This is a genomic window from Lederbergia lenta NBRC 16444, assembly GCF_001591545.1.
Taxonomy (GTDB): Bacteria; Bacillota; Bacilli; order Bacillales; family Bacillaceae_C; genus Lederbergia; species Lederbergia lenta.
Map to the genome: position 1 here is coordinate 1,940,197 of NZ_BCVC01000001.1, position 19,544 is coordinate 1,959,740.

The following is a 19,544-nucleotide window of genomic DNA, read 5'->3' on the forward strand; positions in this document are numbered from 1 at the left end:
CAAGCGGCAAAAAAGGGGGAAAAATGAGAATGAAATGACTACGAGTAGTCATGTCAATCATGATTACTATTCTATACCACCCTTTACAATATTATACTCCTATATAAAATTACAATTTGATTACATCTTCGTTACTTTGTTTACTAATTCCATTACTTCTTCCGTAGTACTCTTCTGAAGAGCTTCTTCAGCCATTAGCCCCATTTGATCATAATCAAGTTGTTTAATTTGGCTTCTTGCTCTTAGAATCGATGAAGCACTCATTGAAAATTCATCTAAACCTAAACCTAGAAGAAGTGGAATCGCAATTTCATCGCCAGCCATTTCTCCACACATTCCTGCCCACTTACCTTCTTTATGAGCTGCGTCGATAACCATTTTAACTAATCTTAAAATGGCAGGATTATAAGGTTGATATAGATATGAAACTCGTTCATTCATTCTGTCTGCTGCCATCGTATATTGGATTAAATCGTTCGTCCCAATACTGAAAAAGTCAACTTCTTTAGCGAATTGATCCGCTAAAACTGCAGTAGATGGGATTTCAACCATTATACCAATTTCAATATCTTCTGCTACATTAATACCTTCATTTTGAAGTTTTTCTCGTTCTTCCAACAATATTGCTTTAGCAGAACGAAATTCATCTAGCGTAGCGATCATAGGAAACATAATTTTTAAATTTCCAAACATGCTAGCTCGAAGAAGTGCACGTAGCTGAGTACGGAAAACCTCTTGTTCTTCAAAACATAAACGGATCGCACGTAAACCAAGGAATGGGTTCATCTCTTCTGGTAATTGTAAATATGGCAGATGTTTGTCTCCACCGATATCTAAAGTACGCACTACAACTGCTTTTCCATCCATGCTCTCTAAAACTTGTTTATATGCTTCAAATTGTTCATCTTCTGTAGGAAGTTGTTCTCTCTCCATATAAAGGAATTCAGTTCTATAAAGTCCAACAGCTTCTCCACCATTATGAAGTACACCCTCTACATCTTGTGGTGTCCCAATATTTGCCGCTAGCTCCACTTGTTTTCCATCTTTGGTAAATGTAGGTTCGTTCTTAAGCAAAGCCCATTCAGCTTTTTGAATTTCAATGTTCTTTGCTTCTTGCTTGTACTCATTTACGACTTCAGGTGTAGGATTAATATGTACATCACCATTAACTCCATCAACAATGATTAAATCACCATTTTGGATGGCTTCTGTAGCATTATTCGACCCCACCACCGCAGGAATTTCCATAGAACGAGCCATAATTGCAGAATGGGAAGTACGGCCACCTATATCCGTAGTAAAACCTTGCACGAACTCTTTATTTAACTGTGCCGTATCAGATGGTGTTAGATCTTCTGCTACGATAATTACTTCTTCAGCAATCGTACCTGGATTAGGTATTTTCACTCCAAGTAAATGAGCTAATACTCTTTTCGTAACATCTTTAATATCGGCAGCACGTTCTTTCATATATTCATTATCCATTTGTTCAAACATGGTAATAAACATATCTGTTGTTTCTTTTAGTGCAAATTCTGCATTAACTAAATCGGTTTTCATTTTATCTTCAATAGAAGATAAAAGTTCGGGATCGCCCAAAACTAGAATATGCGCATCAAAGATCGCAGCTTTGTCTTCCCCTAAATCTCTTGCAGCATTATCGCGAATAACTTGAAGTTCGCTTTTTGCTTCCTCTACACTTGAATGAAAACGAGCAATTTCTTCACTTGGGTTAGAAATAGAGGTTTTTTGCACGGAGAGATCTGGTTCTACTAAGCGATATGCTTTCCCGATGGCTATTCCATGTGATGCAGCGATACCTTTTAAAATTGTTGACATTATTCAGCAAGTCCTTCTTTGGTAAATAATTCTTGTATGCTCGCTAATGCTTCTTCTTCGTCGTTTCCATCTGCAGAAATAGCAATGGAAGCTCCTTTACCAATCCCCAGTGACATAACACCCATAATTGATTTCAAGTTTACTTTCTTGTCTTTATATTCTAACTGAATGTCTGAAGAGAATCTGCTTGCAGTCTGAACAAGCAATGTTGCTGGTCTTGCATGAATCCCCGTATCAGCAGTTACTGTAAATTGTTTTTCTGTCATCGTAATCGTCTCCTTTTTTTATCTGAGATAAAATAAAAAAATCTCTCCATTCAAAAGTAGCTAATTTTCTCCGTTTCGTCAATCAAAGTGCTACAAAAATAGGATAAATTATTTTCGACACCGATTTCCGGCATAATTTTACCAATTTATTGCATTCCTACTTTACTATATCTATCTATTTATACTCTAGGTGCATCCAAATATTCATAAATAATATTTCCACCATGTTTGGCAATACCATGAAAATTCTTATAATCTTCTTGTTCAATGAGCACTTGTCGGAATGTTAAAAAATCTTCTTTTTTTATTTCTACTTGCTGAATCACTTTTGAACGTAATTGTTCAATAATTTCCTTCGCCTCTTCAAGTTCCAATCCAATCACCTCAAATCCTATTCATATAAACTCCTAGATTCCCCAAATATTCTATATGAATAATATAATCATTGTCTAACGATAATTATGAAGCTAATTCATCTTGCACTTTAATACAAAATAGTGCAAACTATTAAGAAAAGCAGAAGCACCCGTTTTGCCACGTACATACTACGCTCGCAGATGCGGGTACGCCAATGTTGACACAAGTTGTTATGACTTTTTTGTTGACGATCTATTTGTTACGATAAAGGAAACACGGTGAGCCTGCAAGGTGAACACTTAACGTAAGAAGAATACGGATGTTTGCTATTCAGTGGCTGCTGGGTCACCTAAAGCCACCTTCTCTGGCTTCGGTGGCACTAGGACATCACCTGTATCTCAGAGTTAGACAGTTAGAAGAGCGGAAGCGCCTTGATCAAAAAACAAGGGAGAGATTGTTTTTGAAAATTGCGGAATTAGGAAACTTAATTGAGTTTAAAGATGGCCTTCAGGGTGTCGTCGAAAAAGTAAATGAAAACTCTGTCATTGTTAATTTGACGCATATGGAAAATTTTCATGAATTAGAAATGGAAGAAAAAACAGTTGTTAATCATAAAAACTATAAAATAATTAAACAATCGATTAATGCATAAAGGCAGGCCTACCGCTTGCTTTTTTCTCTGATAATTTTTTTAACTGGAAAGGAATCGAATATGAAAAAAAGTTTTACAGACTATAAATTAATTGGCGGTATTTTATTAGCATACATACTAATCTATGTTTCTTTTGATAATAATGGGGTATTTTGGTATTTATATACCGCTACAATGTTGTTTTTAATTAGTATCGCTATTTTAAGCGAAAAAATGGAAGATGAAGCATCTTCACAAAAATATTTTATTTTTGGTTTATTATCTGGAATTTCTCTTTACATTTTATTTTTCGCAGGCGATTGGTTATTTTCACTCCTCCCCGGTTCATTTGATAAACAGATCACTAAAGTTTATTCTCTCTTTTCATTTAAATGGATTTGGCACTATCTCGTATTATTTTTTATAATTATTCCTGGAGAAGAGATTTTCTGGAGAGGATTTGTCCAAAAAAGACTGACGCGATATATGGATATAAAAGTAGCAATACTTATTGCAGCCACATTAAATGCAGCCGCATATATTTTATCCGGATTCACTATCCTTATTATTGCTGCATTCATCAGTGGAATTGTTTGGGGTAGTCTTTATGTTTGGAAACGCAGTATGCCTCTTATCATTATCTCTCATCTCATATTTGATTTATTACTATTAATTATCTGGCCACTTGGATAAACAACTTTCCTCTTTTACTAGATGATGTAACTTATTTTATATAAAAACGTCTAACATATCACAAACTTCTTTGCTAGGAGGAAATATAATGAAAAAATTAGTACCCTTGCTTTCGTGGACCTTTATATTGTTCGTATTATTAACGGGATGTGGATCAAACTCTGACAATACAAACGGACAAGTAGATCAAAGTGATAATCCTACTACTGAAAATAATGAACAAAACGAAGAAGATAAAAATGATCATATGAAAAAAAGTGAAGAAACACCCAATGAGACAGATGACGCAAAAGGAATCCGTTTAATGGAAAAAAACCTCATTTATAAAGGAATGAATGGGAAAGAAATAGAAGAAACCGCTCATTTAACTGAAAGTGATATTCAAGATTACTCCATGTATGTTCTACCAGCTTATGAATTAACAGGTGAAGAACCACATAAGGATGTGCTATATTTCACTGAAAATGATAGTCACTTTATGCGCATCGAGTTACTGCCAAGTGAAACAAATATGGATGATGCTATAAATACAGTGAAGGAGCAGCTCTCTGCCGTTAGTAAGACTGTAAATGAAGTGAATACTAATGATAAATATGATTGGTTAAAGAACGCTAGTGCATACGAATCAGAGAACGCTGAAGAAAAGGTTTCAGCATATCTCATTAAACAGGATGATTGGGTGCTAAAATTAACTATTTTCACTAAATTAAAAGAAGATCTTGAAGATCCGTTTTTTAAAATGGCTGAAACCATTCAGGCAAAATAATAGAAAGAATGCAGCCCAATTTCTCAGGAAATGGAGGCTGCATTTTTTATATTCTTTTAGTTGGTTTTAACGCTAATATAAGTAAGAAAATAAGACTCACATATCCAAAGAGTGGATATAAAATGCTTAGTAAAACACCGTAATCAATTAATCCAATAACATATACCACAAGCAAAATTCCGCCAAATATATAAATACTATGAATAGGGATATATTTTCTGATCTGCCGTTCTAGTCCATACATATTTCCGATTACAGATGTAAAAATCTCCCCATAAATGACTACAACATATATAAAATACAGACCACTTGCAGCATATCTGACAACGACTGCCATTGGAATATCAAACGCTGTAAAATTTTGAAGCGTCAATAATGTCATGTGACTCGTTATTAAGACAAACGTAAGCAATAGCCCTCCTAACATTCCTCCAAGTCTTACTGTAGCCTTATTGTTTATTTCTACTGCAATTGGTACAAGCACAGCTTGAGCCAGTGCAAGATTTAATGCTGCGTATGACAATGCAGCGATAATAGATTGAAACGGTTTCGGAGTCGCAGGTACCGCGGTAAAAATTTCGAAATATCCAGAAGTAGTAGGAACAGACTTTAGCATCAATATAAATGAAAACAATACTAAAATCGGCACAACGAATGAATTCACCGCAAATAGCCCCTTTGCTCCGATTGCCATTACAAGAATTGCTAAAACTCCGGTTAAAATTGCCCCTATCGATTTTGGATATCCAAGTTGTTCATGAAAAAGCGCATCTGCACCTGCCATCATGACTGCACATATTCCTAAAAGCATTACTATCGTAAAAGTATTCATGATTTTTGATAATTTATCTCCATACAAATATTTATTAAATTCTTCAAATGAATTGGCTTGAATATCAATTGCTTTCGTCATGATCTTCGAGCCCAGAAATACAAACAAATAACCCGCAATTAAAATAGATAAAAACCCATGTAAACCGAAACGTGTAAAAAACTCTACAATTTCTTTTCCTGTCGCAAAGCCTGCACCTATAACCGTTCCCACATATACAGCAGCTATTTGGAAAGCCCCTGTCCAAATCTTCAAATTCCCACCTCCTTCCAGCAATTCTTTCTCTCCCTCTCCTTCATCGTATGTACATGCTTGTAAGAAAATCCAAAAAAGTAAACAAAAATGTTGAAAGTCAAAAAAGGTCAGTGTATAATGAGATTATGATCAAAGTTGGTCAGTGTTCTTTCGCCCCATTGGTCAATAATGGTCAAGTCAATACTTATTGGAGGATTGATTATTAATGATATGTTCAAAATGCAATAATAACCAAGCAAACATACAATTACATTTAAATATAAATGGAAGTAAACAAACCTTACCATTATGTTCAACTTGTTTTAATGAAGAAAAGAAAAAGCTCGGAGCCTCCATGAATGGCTCTCCTTTCGATAGTACAAATAACTTTACAGATATGTTTAAACAAATAGGTGAAAATCCATTCTCTGATAATCCTACTAAGTCTGCACAACCAGGACCTAACAAACATGATGGCATTCTCGATCAGTTCGGCAGGAACCTAAATAATGCAGCTAAAGCCGGTTTAATAGATCCAGTTATTGGTCGTGACCATGAAGTTGATAGATTGATTGAGATACTTAATAGGCGCAACAAAAACAATCCTGTGCTAATTGGTGAGCCTGGAGTAGGTAAAACAGCAATCGCTGAAGGATTAGCAGGAAAAATTATTGATGGCAATGTACCTGCTAAATTAAAGAATAAGCAAGTTTATTTATTAGATGTCGCTTCACTTGTTGCTAATACAGGTATTCGTGGACAGTTTGAAGAAAGAATGAAACAACTGATTTCAGAGTTGCAATCACGTAAAAATATTCTTCTATTTATTGATGAAATACATCTTCTAGTTGGAGCAGGTTCTGCTGAGGGTTCTATGGATGCGGGGAATATCTTAAAACCGGCATTAGCTCGAGGAGAATTACAAGTAATTGGTGCTACAACTTTAAAAGAATATCGCCAAATTGAAAAAGACGCTGCATTAGAAAGACGCTTCCAACCCATACATGTTGGTGAACCAACTTTAGAAAAAGCTGTAGAAATCTTATTGGGACTAAAGGATAAATATGAAGCTTTCCATCAAGTGTCCTACAGTGAAGAAGTTATACGAGCATGTGTGGAACTTTCTAACCGCTATATTCAAGACCGTCATCTTCCAGATAAGGCAATTGATCTTATGGATGAAGCAGGTTCTAAACTAAATTTAACTATAAATGAAAACGATAAAGCTTCTATTCAACAACGTTTAGCTGAAATACAAAAGGAAAAGAATAAAGTATTAGCAACAGAAGACTATGAAAAAGCTGCTACACTTAGAGATGAAGAAATGAAACTAGAAAAATCATTGAACGAAGAAACTGACATTGTTCCATTAGCTGTTAAGGTGGAGCATATTCATGAAATTTTGGAGACCAAAACAGGTATCCCAGTTGGTAAATTGCAAAGTGATGAGCAGAAAAAAATGAAGAATATAGAGGCTAATTTAGCAACAAAAGTAATTGGTCAAGATGAAGCAGTGAAAAAAGTGGCGAAGGCAATTAGACGAAGCAGAGCTGGTTTAAAATCGAAAAACCGTCCAATTGGATCTTTTCTATTTGTTGGGCCTACGGGCGTTGGAAAAACAGAGCTGGCTAAAACATTAGCGGAGGAATTATTCGGTTCTCATTCTTCCTTAATTCGTCTAGATATGAGTGAATATATGGAAAAGCATAGTGTATCTAAATTAATTGGTGCTCCTCCAGGATATGTTGGTCATGATGAAGCAGGTCAATTAACTGAGCAAATACGTCGTAATCCATACAGTATTATCTTGCTCGATGAAATTGAAAAAGCACATCCCGATGTACAGCATATGTTTCTGCAAATTCTTGAAGATGGGCGTCTAACAGATAGCCAAGGTAGAACAGTAAGTTTTACAGATACTGTTATCATCATGACAAGTAATGCTGGAACAGGTGTAAAAGAGATACAAGTCGGGTTCGAAAAAAGTAATGCATTAAAAGAAACGGACATACTTGCTTCACTTGGTTCATTTTTCAAACCGGAATTTCTAAATCGTTTTGATAACATTATCGAATTTAATAGCCTTAAACAGAACCAACTACTATCGATAGTAGAGTTGCTTTTGGACGAGTTAAAAGAAAATGTTAAAGAACACGGTTTAGAGTTAGAAATAGCAGAAGAAGTAAAAGTTAAATTAGTTGAACTTGGCTACCGCCCAGAATTCGGCGCACGTCCGCTTCGCAGAGTGATTCAAGAAAAATTAGAAGATCAAATCGCTGATTATATTTTAGATCATCCAGAAGAAAAACAACTGAGCGCAATATTGCACGATGATAATATTGCAATTATCACGGTCGAATCAATAACCACTTCTGTACAAGTATAAGAAACACTGTACATTAAAGCGGCTACGATAAATTTACGTTCTTCAAAAATCTAAGTAATTACATCAAAGAAGACGACTCTAGGTCGTCTTCTTTTTTTTATCTTTCGTCTCTATTGATCATACCTTCTTAAAACAGACAGTGTTTATCATTTTTTATACTCAAAATAATAGGCTGCTTCTAAATAGTTCTTTGCTCACTATCCGTAACATCGTATACATTCGCTTTCCAGTAGTGGTTGGTAATCCTCCTCTTGTTAACTACACTGCGGGATTCATACCAATGCCTATACTTTCCATAGTCAGCTGGTATACGGCTCCTTGTTAGGATATATACAAAGAATTCTTCAAAAACAAAAATCTTAGTATAAAGGAAGAACAAAAGATAAATCAACCATACATTAATTTAACAAAACGGATTATCCTTTCATTCAACTTAAGGTTTATACAATATAAAAGGCTTATTCCCCTTAAAACTAGGGGACATGCATTTTTTACATTAGACCGTATTAAGATTGAATGTTGTTTTCTAGTGGGACAATTTTTATATTACATATTCTTATCGTCTATACTATCTAACCACTCTTGAATACTAGTAACAACAGATTCTACGCAACCATCTTCAAACGGAGAAATCAAATTAGCTTCATTAACAAGTTTTGTAAATGAATAACTACCTCCTAGCTTACATAGATGTACATAGTCTTTCCAAGTCGCCTCTTGATTTTCTTGTGACCTTTTCCAAAATTGGAATGCGCAAATTTGAGCAAGCGTGTAATCAATATAATAAAAAGGTGAGTTATAAATATGTGCTTGCCTTTGCCAAAAACCGCCTGCTTCCAAATAATCATTACCATCATAATCTCGGTGAGGCAAATATTTTTTTTCTAGTTCGCTCCATACCTGCTTTCTTTCCGTTGGAGTCAACCGAGGATTCTCATAAATAATATGTTGAAATTCATCCACAGCTACTCCATATGGTAGAAAGAGTAGTGCGCTGCTCAAATGAGAGAACTTATATTTGTCTGTATCCTCTTGGAAAAATAAGTCCATCCATGGCCATGTAAAAAACTCCATACTCATGGAATGTATTTCACACGCTTCGTATGTTGGCCAAACATATTCAGGTATGTTATAGTGCCTGCTTGAATATACTTGGAATGCATGGCCTGCTTCATGCGTTAATACATCAATATCTCCTGAAGTGCCATTGAAGTTAGAGAAAATAAACGGAGACTCATAATTTTCTATATACGTGCAATAGCCACCTCCGGCTTTTCCTTTATTGGCAACGAGATCCAATAATTCTTTTTCCGTCATAAAATCGAAGAAAGTTCCTGTTTCTTCTGATAACTCATGGTACATTTTAGCTCCATTTTCAATAATCCATTCAGGTGACCCTTTTGGTATAGCATTTCCAGAAGTGAATTGAAATTCTTCATCATAATATTTCAATGATTCAACCTTGATTCGTTCTTGCTGGCGGTCATATAACTTTGTTGCAAGTGGTACAATATGATCTTTTACTTGATCACGGAATTTTTTCACCATTGATGCATCGTAATCTGTTCTTGCCATTCGATAATAAGCAAGCTCTACAAAATTTTCAAAGCCTAGTGTAGTGGCAATTTCTGTTCGGACTTTGACCAATTGATCATAGATTTTATCAAATTTACCGCTATTATCTTTAAAAAAGTTAAATTTTGTTTCACTAGCTTTCTGCCTCATACTTCTGTCTTGTGATTCAGTAAAAGGCTGTAATTGAGACAATGTCCTCTCTTCACCCTCAAACATAATTTTGGCAGATGCTACTAATTTAGTATACTCAGACGAAAGCTTATTCTCTTTTTGCAGAAGTGAGATAATACTGGGGGAGAATGTTTTCAATTCTGCTTCAGCTAATGCAAATAATTGCGTTCCCCATTTACTTTCCAGCTCTGTTCGAAATGGCGAATGAACAAGTGCCTCATAATATTGAGATACCAACCCATCCACTTCTGGAGCGATTTCATCTAGATAGTCATTTTCTTGTTCATAAAATGTATCCGTTGTATCTATCGTATGTCTAATATAACCTAGATTAAACATTGTTCCTAAATCATTGCGTATTTGATTAATTTTATTCATCGCTATACTTTGTTCTTCCACATTCTTTGCCTGTTTAAATTGTTCTAGTACATCAATAAAATTGCTTTTCACTTTTTCAAGATCTGGTCGCACATAAGTATAATCTTTAAATGTTTGCATTCACACTTCACACCCCTTGTTTTTACATTTTTTTAATAGACAAGCCTAATTTTTTTAACAGATCGATGGCTTGTTTTTGTTCATCTTCATCTAATGTAGAAATCAAGTTGTGTATTCGCTTTGCATGTTCTGGAAAGAAATCTTCAATATAATCTCTACCCTTCTGTGTAATCTCTGCATAAATTACCCGGCGATCAACAGGGCTTCCTGTTCTTTTCACAAAACTTTTCTGTTCAAGCTTATCAACCACGTACGTAATGCTACCACTAGCTAGCAATATTTTCCCGCCTATTTGTTGAAGTGGCTGTTTTCCTTTATGATACAATAATTCCATCACTGCAAATTCAGTTGGGTTTAATCCAGATTGCTGAATATGCATATTTACAGATTCATTCACAGACCTATAAGCTCGTGAAAGAACAATAAATAACTTCAATGAAGATTCCATTTCTTTGTCCACTTTATCAATTCCTTTTACAATACTAATTGCTATCTTCATTTTATCAAAAATTAATGATAATAGAATACAAATACGAAAAAAACGCTGTTTATGACGGCCCCTATATTGGGCATCATAAACAACGTTAGTTTATAATAGGGTTTCAGCTCCATCCACATATATCTCTGACCCACTTATATGATTAGATTCATCAGAAGCTAAAAAATGGACGAGAGAAGCAACTTGCTCAGGATTTCCTGGTTTATCTTCTAATGGGTGACTTCCTTGAGGATATTCTACTGGGATTTGTACTTTTTTTAATTTACTTTTATTTGGATGTGTATTTTCTCCTATATTGGTATTAATGGCGCCGGGACAAATGATATTGACGCGGATTTTATAGGTTGAGAGCTCCAATGCAGCCATCTTGCCAAATGCCATTTGAGCAGCTTTAGAGCTGCTATATGCCGACATACCAGTCCCTGAAAATTTACGATTACCATTGACTGAGCTAGTAATGATAATACTCCCTCCATTATCTTTTAAATGAGGAATGGAATATTTCACTGTTAGAAAGGTGCTTTTCAAATTTGTTTCCAATGTGGTGTCCCAATCTTCAGGTGAAAAATCTTCTATTGTTGTAACAACTCCGTTAATTCCCGCGTTTGCAAATACGATATCTAGTCGTCCAAACTCTTGTACTACCTTATCAATACCTTGTTTGACGCGTTCAGGATCTTTTAAATCTACATCTACGATGAGGGCTTTTCCCCCACGTTTCACAATTTCTGCTTTTACTGATTCTGCTTTCTCCTCCTTTAAGTCAATCAATCCTATTGCAGCTCCTGAGTTTGCCAAACGTAAAGCGGTAGCTTTTCCAATCCCAGAAGCTGCGCCAGTAATAATCGCTACTTTATTTTCTAATATTTTCAGTTGATTACTCATAAGTAAACCCCTCCATCACTTCGTTTAGAACAGTTTACCCGTAATTAACTATTGTAGTCCTATAAGCGGTTGGATTGTTGAAAACCATAAAACTATCTTACTGCGGATTTTTCATGTGGAATTGCATCTTGATGTTGAAGAAATTATTATTTTTATTGAGTAGAGTATTGTTCTTGCTTCTGGTAAATAATCCAGCTTATCTTATGGGGAGTATAATTATTCTTGATGTCTTCTTGACTTTGATATAAACGATAATATTCATTTAACAGCTCATCTAAATCTTGACTGCTGTTTATGGTTTCCGTTGCACAAAGGCCATATTTCTTGCCATATAAACACATTTCTTCACGTTTCTTCTGAATAAGCATCAAAGTATGCTTTTGTTCCTTACTACGATCAAGCATTTCTCTTTCTCCTCCAGTTATCTAGCTTTTTAATTCAACTTTGCTATTATCTCAAGTCTATTTTCAATTGTAAACAGATTCGCAAAATTAGACATTTTCCGCATTAAATTTGTTACAAAATTATGCTGAAACTAGTCAATCTATGAAAAATTTATGTTAACTAACCGTTACATAATCTTAATGTTTGCTCTCCATTTCTTCGGGTAAAATGATATATAATCACAAAGTGAAGTTGGTGGAGAAGAATGACCAAAAGAGATTATTATTTTGATAATGCAAAATTTATTCTTATTTTTTTAGTAGTATTTGGACACTTGATTCAATCTTACATTAAATCAGATACGATCATATACAATATTTATATTCTAATTTACACGTTTCACATGCCTGCTTTTATTCTTGTATCAGGCTATTTTGCAAAAGGCATATATGAAAAAGGGTATATTGGAAAGATCACCAAAAAGTTGATTCTTCCTTATATTATTTTTCAATTAGTGTATTCTATTTTTTATTACTTTTTATTTAATAAAACAAATTTTGAATTAGATATACTTAATCCACATTGGTCTCTTTGGTTCTTAATTAGTCTTTTTTGTTGGAATATTTTGCTGATTGTATTCAACAAATTCAAGCCAACATATGCTATACTTGCCGCATTCGGTATCGGGCTTGCTGTCGGATACGTCGACTGGATTTCAAATTTTTTAAGTTTATCAAGAACCTTCGTTTTTTTTCCGTTTTTTTTAGCAGGCTACTATTTAAACGCTAAACATTTCAATATCATCAGATCATATCAAACAAAGCTGATAGCAGCAGCAACGATTATTATTATCTCTATTGGGATAATGTATTTTCCAGAATTAAACGAAAAGTGGTTATTAGGTTCAAAACCTTATAGTCAATTAGAAAGTGTCTCAGCCCTCGGTCTCACCAAAAGAGTTTTAATTTATGCGATAAACCTAATAATGGTCGGGAGTTTCTTCTCCTTTGTACCGCGCCGAAAGTTTTTCTTCACTAAATGGGGGAAAAACACGTTATATGTTTACTTACTTCATGGATTTATTGTTCGTACATTTAGAGGAAGTAGTATGGAAGATTACTTTAATAATACACAAACCATTTTCATTATGATCATTGTTACTTTTGGACTTACAATCCTTCTATCGAGTAAATTTATTACAGCAGTTGCACAACCATTTATAGAGCTGAAGTTATCAAAATGGAAAACAACTATGGCTCATTTTAAAGAAAACACACATACTCTCAAACAGAAAACCCAAAATGAATAGCACGCTTTCCCAGCCTTTCATAATGAAAGGCTGTTTTTTCTAACCAGTAAAGATAGTATGAGTCTTTGTAGAGTCACTTAATAAAAAAACGTTATCCATGGCTAGCCTCAACCTATAGAAGCACACAACGACTAGTAAATTTCATGCTTATTCCTATGATAAATCAACATTGGTTCTCCTTTTATGTCAAACTACAGGCGGTCATAAATCCATATCACAAGAAGAGAAGGTCAAATGCCAACCTTCCCTTATCCCTTCCCCTACCGAACTTCTTTCGCCTTTTATGGCTTCATTGTATATTTCTTTATCTCATATTAAAAAGTGTTCTCGGCTAAAACTGGCACATCTTGCAGGCAGTTTGTAAATGGACCTTTCCACATTTCTACTTAATTATTATCTAATCGCTACTTATGTTAATAGCCCTTCATTAACTTTGTTTTTTTACATTTTTCTCATATATTGTGATTTTGATTCAAGTTCGGTAATATTAATATCAGTATAAGTTGAAAAGGAGTCAGCATTATTCATGAAAATTATTGCAAGTACACTGAACGCCAAATATATCCACACAAATTTGGCTATCCGCTATTTGAAATCATATGCACAACCCTTCCATGATATTGATTTGGCGGAATATACGATTAACGATCCCACAATGAATATCGTGACAGATCTGTTTACAAAAAAACCTGATGTCATTGGATTTAGTTGTTATATTTGGAATATCGAAGAAACAATAAAAGTAATTGAAAACTTAAGAAAAATAATGCCTAAACTTAAGATAATATTAGGAGGACCTGAAGTTTCTTATGATGTTATTTATTGGTTGGAGAGGATCCCGCAAATTGACTATATCGTTATAGGCGAAGGCGAGGAAACATTCAAGCAACTTCTAGATGAAATTTCAGGAGATATGAAAATTGAAAATGTGCACGGCATTGGCTATATGCTTGATAATAAACCTAAAATTAATCTGGTTCGCAATAAAATTGATTTGCGTGAACTTCCATCCCCTTTTCGATTTGAAGAAGACAAACCAAATCTATCGAAACGGATTACTTATATTGAGACAAGTAGAGGTTGTCCTTTTAGTTGTCAATTTTGTCTCTCTTCCATTGAGGTTGGGGTAAGATATTTTAATCGCGATAAAATCAAAGATGATATTAGATATTTAATGGAGCACGGTGCAAAGACAATAAAATTTGTTGATCGTACATTTAATATTAGCCGTAGTTATGCAATGGAAATGTTTCAATTTTTAATTGTTGAGCATAAACCGGGTACAGTCTTTCAATTTGAAATTACTGGCGATATTATGCGACCCGAGGTAATCGAGTTTCTAAATAAAGAAGCACCTCCTGGACTATTCCGTTTTGAGATAGGTGTGCAATCAACAAATGATTTAACAAATGAATTAGTAAAAAGAAGACAAAGTTTCGAGAAACTTTCCAGAACTGTAACAATGGTTAAAGAAGGGGGAAAAATTGACCAGCATTTAGACTTAATTGCCGGTCTTCCAGAAGAAAACTATCATTCCTTCCGTCAAACATTCAATGATGTATTTGCGCTTGGCCCTGAGGAATTACAGCTAGGTTTTTTAAAAATGTTACGGGGAACAGGCCTAAGAATTCAGGCAAAGGAATATGGTTACACGTATATGGACCATGCCCCCTATGAAATTCTAGGAAACAATGTGATCGATTTCAATGATATCGTTCGAATAAAACAAGTGGAAGACGTTCTAGAAAAATATTGGAATGATCATCGAATGGATCATTCCGTTGAGTATTTAGCCCATAATAGCTTTGATACACCTTTCGATTTCTTCCAAACATTCGGAACGTTTTGGGACGAGCAGGGATGGTCGAGAATCGGCCATCAACTTGAAGACTTATACAAACGCCTTGAACAGTTTTTATCAGAAAATAATATTCCGAACAGAGAGATTGCTGTAGGATTAATGAAATATGATTATTTACTAAATCACCGCTACAAACCAAGAAAAGCATGGTGGTCTGATGAGCTGGAGCGTAAACAGAAATCAGAGGTCTATTCTGGTCTCATTACTAAGCCAATGATGATTGCTAGTGATGATTTTTATAAACTTGCTTTAAATGAAAAAGAACTCTATAAGCATACTTTAATAGAAGCATTCCCTTTTGATATTAAGTCTTATATCGATCACGGAGAAATTATTGAAAAGCCTTCATTAGGCTTAATTTACTTCAGACCAGAAGACGGAAAATCTGTTATCTTCTGCTTTAATAATAAGGAAATACAGAAAAAAGTCGGCAATTAATGCCGACTTTTTGTTATAATAATTCTTTTCTTAATTGTGCAGGTGATTTAGGTGATAGAAGGCCGATAGGTACATCAAATGCTGTTTTAGCTCCTGCACTTCCTTCTTTATTCATTTTGTATGCTGCTCTCGCATATGCAGTTAAAACGCTAGCTGTATACTCCGGGTTACTATCCAACTTTAAGGAATATTCGACAATTTGATTATTACCATTGCCAGTTTCTCCACTTCTAATAACAAAACCACCATGCATCATTTTTGAATGATTTGCTACTAACTCTTCTTCCGTAATGAAATGCACTTCAGTTTGATAATCGGCAAAATAATGAGGCATTGTTTTAATTGTCTGCTCAATTTCTCCTAAATCAGCGTCAGCCTCTGGAACGATATAACATTGTCTAAGATGTTTTTCTTTCGTTGAAAGTTCTGGATTTTCACCGTTTCTCACTCGGTTTACCGCTTCTTCCATTGGTAATGTGTACTGAACACCTGCTTTAACCCCATCCACTCTTCGAACAGCGTCTGAATGACCTTGACTTAATCCTTTACCCCAAAATGTATAAGTTTCTCCTACAGGCAAGATTGCTTCACCTAACAGGCGATTCATCGAAAACATACCTGGATCCCAGCCTACAGATATAATGCTCGTTTTTCCACTAGATTTAGCTACCTCATCCATCACAGCAAAGTAATCAGGGATTTTCGCATGTGTATCAAAGCTGTCAATTGTATTGAAATGAGCAGCAAACTCAGGTCCTTGTTCTGGTAAGTCTGTAGCCGATCCTCCGCAAAGAATCATCACATCAATTTCACTTTTATAATTAAGTGTTTCACTTATAGACACTACTTTTACACGATCGTCGAGTAAAGTGACAGTTGAAGGGTCACGTCGAGAAAATACCGCAACTAATTCTAAATCTTCGTTTTGCATAATAGCAGATTCTACCCCTCTGCCAAGATTTCCGTAGCCAATAATTCCAATTCTAATTTTTCCACTCATTTTTCTACCCCTCCAATATTTTGACTAAAAAACATTTACTATGTAAATTAAACAGTTTTCTGCATAATTTAACAACTTTTCTACCTTATCCAATGATTACTCTTTCTTTGGGATAATGATAATCAGGTGCTTTTTTATTACCTCCAAGCGTTAATAAAAAGGATAAAATTCCGATTCTCCCGATAAACATTAATAATATAAGTAGTGATTTACCAAAATAGGATAAGTCAGCTGTAATTCCCATCGAAGCACCACAAGTTCCAAATGCAGATGACACTTCAAATATGATTGCAATAAGACTTGCGTCTTCCGTAACTGCTAAAATAAATATGGATGTACCCCATAAAATAACTGCAAGCATTAATACAACCAACGATTTTAATACATCCTCATGATGAATTTCCCGTTTAAATACCTTAATTGTTTTATTACCCTTAGCAAAATGATAAAGAAAAAGGATATTCAATGCAAAAGTTGTCGTTCTAATACCTCCACCTACAGAACTAGGTGAAGCACCGATAAACATAAGTGCAGACATAAATAGAATAGTTGGCATTGATAATTGATTGATATCTAGCGTTAAAAGCCCAGCGCTCCTCATCGTTGTCGATTGAAATAACGCATAGAAAAAGGATTCATGCCATGCCTTATCTGCAAAATAATCATTAAATTCTAATGCAAAGATAATTACTGTACCTATTACAAGCAATAAAAAATAAGTAGCTGTCGTAATTTTCGTAAATAAAGTAAAACGGAATCTTTGCTTTTCATTTTTATGTAAAAGAAATCTTTTTACTTCTATCCATACTGGAAATCCTATTGCCCCAAGCACAATGAGTATCATGGTAACAAATTGAACGAAATAATCAGATGCAAATGGTATTAAAGATTCCCCAGTAATATCAAATCCCGCATTCGTTGTCGCACTGACAGAAGCAAACAAACCTTGTAGAAAAGCTTCCTGCCATGTTGGAAAGTAATTCAAATAATATGTTCCAAGGATAAGTGCCCCTACCAGTTCAATCAGTAAGATTAAATATAATATTTGTTTTAATAATTCAACTAATCCCGAAAGGTATAATTGATTTTGGTCCGTTTTAATTAGCTGCCTTTGTTTTAAGCCAATTTTTTTCCCAAGTAGTAACCAAAAAAATGTGCTGATCGTCATAATGCCTATTCCACCGATTTGTAATATAAGCATGAGTAAAAATATGCCTGACACCGTGAACGTATCTGGAATACTAATGGTACTCAAGCCGGTGACACTTATGGCGCTAGCAGCAGTGAAAATAGCATCCATGAATGACCAATCAGCTTCTTCTTTTCTGGCAAAAGGAAGACTTAATAGGAAAGCGGCAAGTGCCACAGTAAAAACATAATAAGAAACAAGGATACGAAATGGCGTAAGCCTGCTCAATTTATATTTTTGAGAACGTATCATCATTAAATTTTTCTCCCGTCATAATCAGTATTCTTCTATCTTAATGAAAAAAATGCCTAATGAAAAGAATTATTTCAAAGTTAATAACTAATATTAATATCATTGCGTTTCGAAGTCAATTCAGGCTTGATTTACCAGCTATATTTTTGATACATAAGATCCATATTAAAAATACGCAAGAAAATAAATATGAAAAGGTGAGACAAAATGGGTAGACAAAGTAATAAATTACTTGTTCCAGGAATTGATCAATATTTAGATCAAGTGAAATATGAAATAGCGCAAGAGTTTGGTGTAACTCTTGGTTCCGATACAGTAGCAAGAAGCAATGGCTCTGTAGGAGGAGAAATTACTAAAAGACTTGTAAAACAAGCGCAACATCAGCTTTCAGGCAAGCAAGAATAAGGAAGAAAAGGGTTGCCCCAATAGATATGGGACAACCCTTTATGTTTTCCAAGTTTGTACAAGAATTTTATTCTTTGGTTTGAACTGATTTTTTAATTGAGATTACATATCCTCCTACAGCAATGCCTATGAGGACAACCCAGAAAGTCATTTTCCATGCCAGTGATTCAGGAAAATGTTCATCTAAAATAGAAACATTTGGATGTGCTAGCGTAAAGACACTTAATTTTACACCCACCCATCCAACAATTAAGAATGCTGCAGTTTCAAGTGTAGGATACTTTGCTAATAGCTTTACAAAACTAGTTGCTGCAAACCTCATAATAACGACACCGATTAAACCGCCAAGGAGCATTACAATAAATTGTCCTCCATCAATTCCTCCAACGTGAAACCATCCGGTAGGCTTTAGTGTAACCGCCAAAGCAACTGCCGCAAGCATCGAGTCTATTGCAAACGCAATATCAGCTATTTCAACTTTAAAGACAGTCATCCAGAATGAGCTGCCTTTTCTATTTTTAAGTGATTTTTTATCTTTCTCGGTATCTTTTCCACTCTTTTTAATTAAATGATGTGCCGCTAGAAAAATTAAATAAGCTGCACCAATTGCTTGGATTTGCCAAACGTTAACAAGAAAAGTTATTAGAAATAATGCCGCAAATCGAAATATAAAAGCACCTAATAATCCATAAAATAATGCTTTCTTTTGTTGTTTCTCTGGCAAATGTTTGACCATTACTGCCATTACTACTGCATTATCAGCAGCAAGAATACCTTCCAATCCAATGAGTACAATTAATACCCACCCATATTCTAACATCATCGATACATCCACTAAAATTCCTCCAATACAAATGTTAACATCCCCATTAGCCAAGATTTTAGTCAAACAAAAAGACCTCTGCCTAATAGGCAAAGGTCTTGCTAGACATAATTCATGTCAACAAAGCCGGTGAGCTAGCTCACGAATTGACGACTTTGTTTTAGGTATACCCCATTTAAGGCTACCTAACGCTACTCCCCTTTGACATAAAGTCAAATATATGATGTTTCTTACATTATAAAACAAGCCCA

General features: G+C 34.8%; 18 protein-coding genes and 1 riboswitch. Of the genes, 7 read left to right on the forward strand and 11 right to left on the reverse strand.

Features of this window, described 5'->3' with window-relative positions:
- Positions 1 to 120: 120 nt before the first annotated feature.
- The 3 genes from ptsP to ykzS form a co-directional block, all read right to left on the reverse strand.
- Positions 121 to 1,839 carry a phosphoenolpyruvate--protein phosphotransferase gene (gene ptsP, locus BLE01S_RS09240; RefSeq protein ID WP_066140168.1) on the reverse strand — a complete coding sequence of 573 codons (1,719 nt, stop codon included), beginning with the start codon at positions 1,837 to 1,839 and terminating at the stop codon, positions 121 to 123.
- Complete coding sequence (locus BLE01S_RS09245; protein ID WP_066140170.1) at positions 1,839 to 2,105, reverse strand: phosphocarrier protein HPr; 267 nt, start codon at positions 2,103 to 2,105, stop codon at positions 1,839 to 1,841. The genes ptsP and BLE01S_RS09245 overlap by 1 nt, the downstream gene beginning before the upstream one ends.
- A 179-nt stretch (positions 2,106 to 2,284) precedes the next feature.
- A complete protein-coding gene (gene ykzS, locus BLE01S_RS09250) occupies positions 2,285 to 2,479 on the reverse strand; it encodes a protein YkzS (RefSeq protein WP_066140171.1) in 195 nt (64 codons plus the stop codon).
- Positions 2,480 to 2,922: 443 nt separating this feature from the next.
- Here ykzS and BLE01S_RS09255 point away from each other — a divergent pair, with 443 nt between their 5' ends.
- The 3 genes from BLE01S_RS09255 to BLE01S_RS09265 all read left to right on the forward strand — a co-directional run bounded on the left by BLE01S_RS09255 (position 2,923) and on the right by BLE01S_RS09265 (position 4,552).
- The gene (locus BLE01S_RS09255) at positions 2,923 to 3,114 is read left to right on the forward strand and encodes a YkvS family protein (RefSeq protein ID WP_066140174.1); all 192 of its coding nucleotides are present in this window, start codon (positions 2,923 to 2,925) and stop codon (positions 3,112 to 3,114) included.
- Positions 3,115 to 3,174: 60 nt separating this feature from the next.
- Entirely contained in the window at positions 3,175 to 3,786 is a 612-nt protein-coding gene (locus BLE01S_RS09260) for a CPBP family intramembrane glutamic endopeptidase (RefSeq protein ID WP_066140176.1), read from the forward strand.
- Positions 3,787 to 3,874: 88 nt separating this feature from the next.
- On the forward strand, positions 3,875 to 4,552 hold the full coding sequence (locus BLE01S_RS09265) for a DUF8580 domain-containing lipoprotein (protein WP_066140177.1): 678 nt from the start codon (positions 3,875 to 3,877) through the stop codon (positions 4,550 to 4,552).
- 46 nt (positions 4,553 to 4,598) lie between these two features.
- Here BLE01S_RS09265 and BLE01S_RS09270 read toward each other — a convergent pair whose 3' ends face one another.
- The gene (locus tag BLE01S_RS09270; RefSeq protein ID WP_066140180.1) at positions 4,599 to 5,639 is read right to left on the reverse strand and encodes a YkvI family membrane protein; all 1,041 of its coding nucleotides are present in this window, start codon (positions 5,637 to 5,639) and stop codon (positions 4,599 to 4,601) included.
- Positions 5,640 to 5,844: 205 nt separating this feature from the next.
- Here BLE01S_RS09270 and BLE01S_RS09275 point away from each other — a divergent pair, with 205 nt between their 5' ends.
- Positions 5,845 to 8,004 (forward strand): ATP-dependent Clp protease ATP-binding subunit, encoded by a 2,160-nt coding sequence (locus tag BLE01S_RS09275; RefSeq protein WP_066140183.1) that lies wholly within the window; start codon positions 5,845 to 5,847, stop codon positions 8,002 to 8,004.
- A gap of 546 nt (positions 8,005 to 8,550) precedes the next feature.
- On the opposite strand, the gene BLE01S_RS09280 is transcribed toward BLE01S_RS09275, so the two are convergent.
- The 4 genes from BLE01S_RS09280 to BLE01S_RS09295 all read right to left on the reverse strand — a co-directional run bounded on the left by BLE01S_RS09280 (position 8,551) and on the right by BLE01S_RS09295 (position 12,036).
- A complete protein-coding gene (locus BLE01S_RS09280) occupies positions 8,551 to 10,248 on the reverse strand; it encodes a M3 family oligoendopeptidase (protein ID WP_066140185.1) in 1,698 nt (565 codons plus the stop codon).
- A gap of 22 nt (positions 10,249 to 10,270) precedes the next feature.
- A complete protein-coding gene (locus tag BLE01S_RS09285; RefSeq protein WP_066140188.1) occupies positions 10,271 to 10,747 on the reverse strand; it encodes a MarR family winged helix-turn-helix transcriptional regulator in 477 nt (158 codons plus the stop codon).
- Positions 10,748 to 10,837: 90 nt separating this feature from the next.
- Positions 10,838 to 11,632 carry an SDR family oxidoreductase gene (locus BLE01S_RS09290; RefSeq protein WP_066140189.1) on the reverse strand — a complete coding sequence of 265 codons (795 nt, stop codon included), beginning with the start codon at positions 11,630 to 11,632 and terminating at the stop codon, positions 10,838 to 10,840.
- 152 nt (positions 11,633 to 11,784) lie between these two features.
- The gene (locus tag BLE01S_RS09295) at positions 11,785 to 12,036 is read right to left on the reverse strand and encodes an aspartyl-phosphate phosphatase Spo0E family protein (protein ID WP_066140194.1); all 252 of its coding nucleotides are present in this window, start codon (positions 12,034 to 12,036) and stop codon (positions 11,785 to 11,787) included.
- A 245-nt stretch (positions 12,037 to 12,281) separates the two neighbouring features.
- Between BLE01S_RS09295 and BLE01S_RS09300 the strand changes: the two genes are divergently transcribed.
- Together BLE01S_RS09300 and BLE01S_RS09305 are read left to right on the forward strand one after the other, a co-directional pair.
- Positions 12,282 to 13,325, forward strand: coding sequence for an acyltransferase family protein (locus BLE01S_RS09300; protein ID WP_066140197.1), 1,044 nt, complete (start codon positions 12,282 to 12,284; stop codon positions 13,323 to 13,325).
- Between the two features lie 526 nt (positions 13,326 to 13,851).
- Positions 13,852 to 15,624, forward strand: coding sequence for a B12-binding domain-containing radical SAM protein (locus tag BLE01S_RS09305; protein ID WP_066140199.1), 1,773 nt, complete (start codon positions 13,852 to 13,854; stop codon positions 15,622 to 15,624).
- A 13-nt stretch (positions 15,625 to 15,637) separates the two neighbouring features.
- On the opposite strand, the gene BLE01S_RS09310 is transcribed toward BLE01S_RS09305, so the two are convergent.
- Together BLE01S_RS09310 and BLE01S_RS09315 are read right to left on the reverse strand one after the other, a co-directional pair.
- Positions 15,638 to 16,624, reverse strand: coding sequence for a diaminopimelate dehydrogenase (locus tag BLE01S_RS09310; RefSeq protein WP_066140201.1), 987 nt, complete (start codon positions 16,622 to 16,624; stop codon positions 15,638 to 15,640).
- 85 nt (positions 16,625 to 16,709) lie between these two features.
- Complete coding sequence (locus BLE01S_RS09315) at positions 16,710 to 18,068, reverse strand: TrkH family potassium uptake protein (protein ID WP_157419489.1); 1,359 nt, start codon at positions 18,066 to 18,068, stop codon at positions 16,710 to 16,712.
- Positions 18,069 to 18,272: 204 nt separating this feature from the next.
- Here BLE01S_RS09315 and BLE01S_RS09320 point away from each other — a divergent pair, with 204 nt between their 5' ends.
- Positions 18,273 to 18,470, forward strand: a complete 198-nt coding sequence (locus BLE01S_RS09320; RefSeq protein ID WP_066140203.1) for an alpha/beta-type small acid-soluble spore protein — start codon at positions 18,273 to 18,275, stop codon at positions 18,468 to 18,470.
- Between the two features lie 67 nt (positions 18,471 to 18,537).
- Here the strand turns inward: BLE01S_RS09320 and BLE01S_RS09325 are convergent, their stop codons facing one another.
- On the reverse strand, positions 18,538 to 19,305 hold the full coding sequence (locus BLE01S_RS09325; RefSeq protein ID WP_066140210.1) for a TerC family protein: 768 nt from the start codon (positions 19,303 to 19,305) through the stop codon (positions 18,538 to 18,540).
- A gap of 91 nt (positions 19,306 to 19,396) precedes the next feature.
- Positions 19,397 to 19,505: riboswitch (yybP-ykoY riboswitch) on the reverse strand.
- Positions 19,506 to 19,544: the final 39 nt, after the last annotated feature.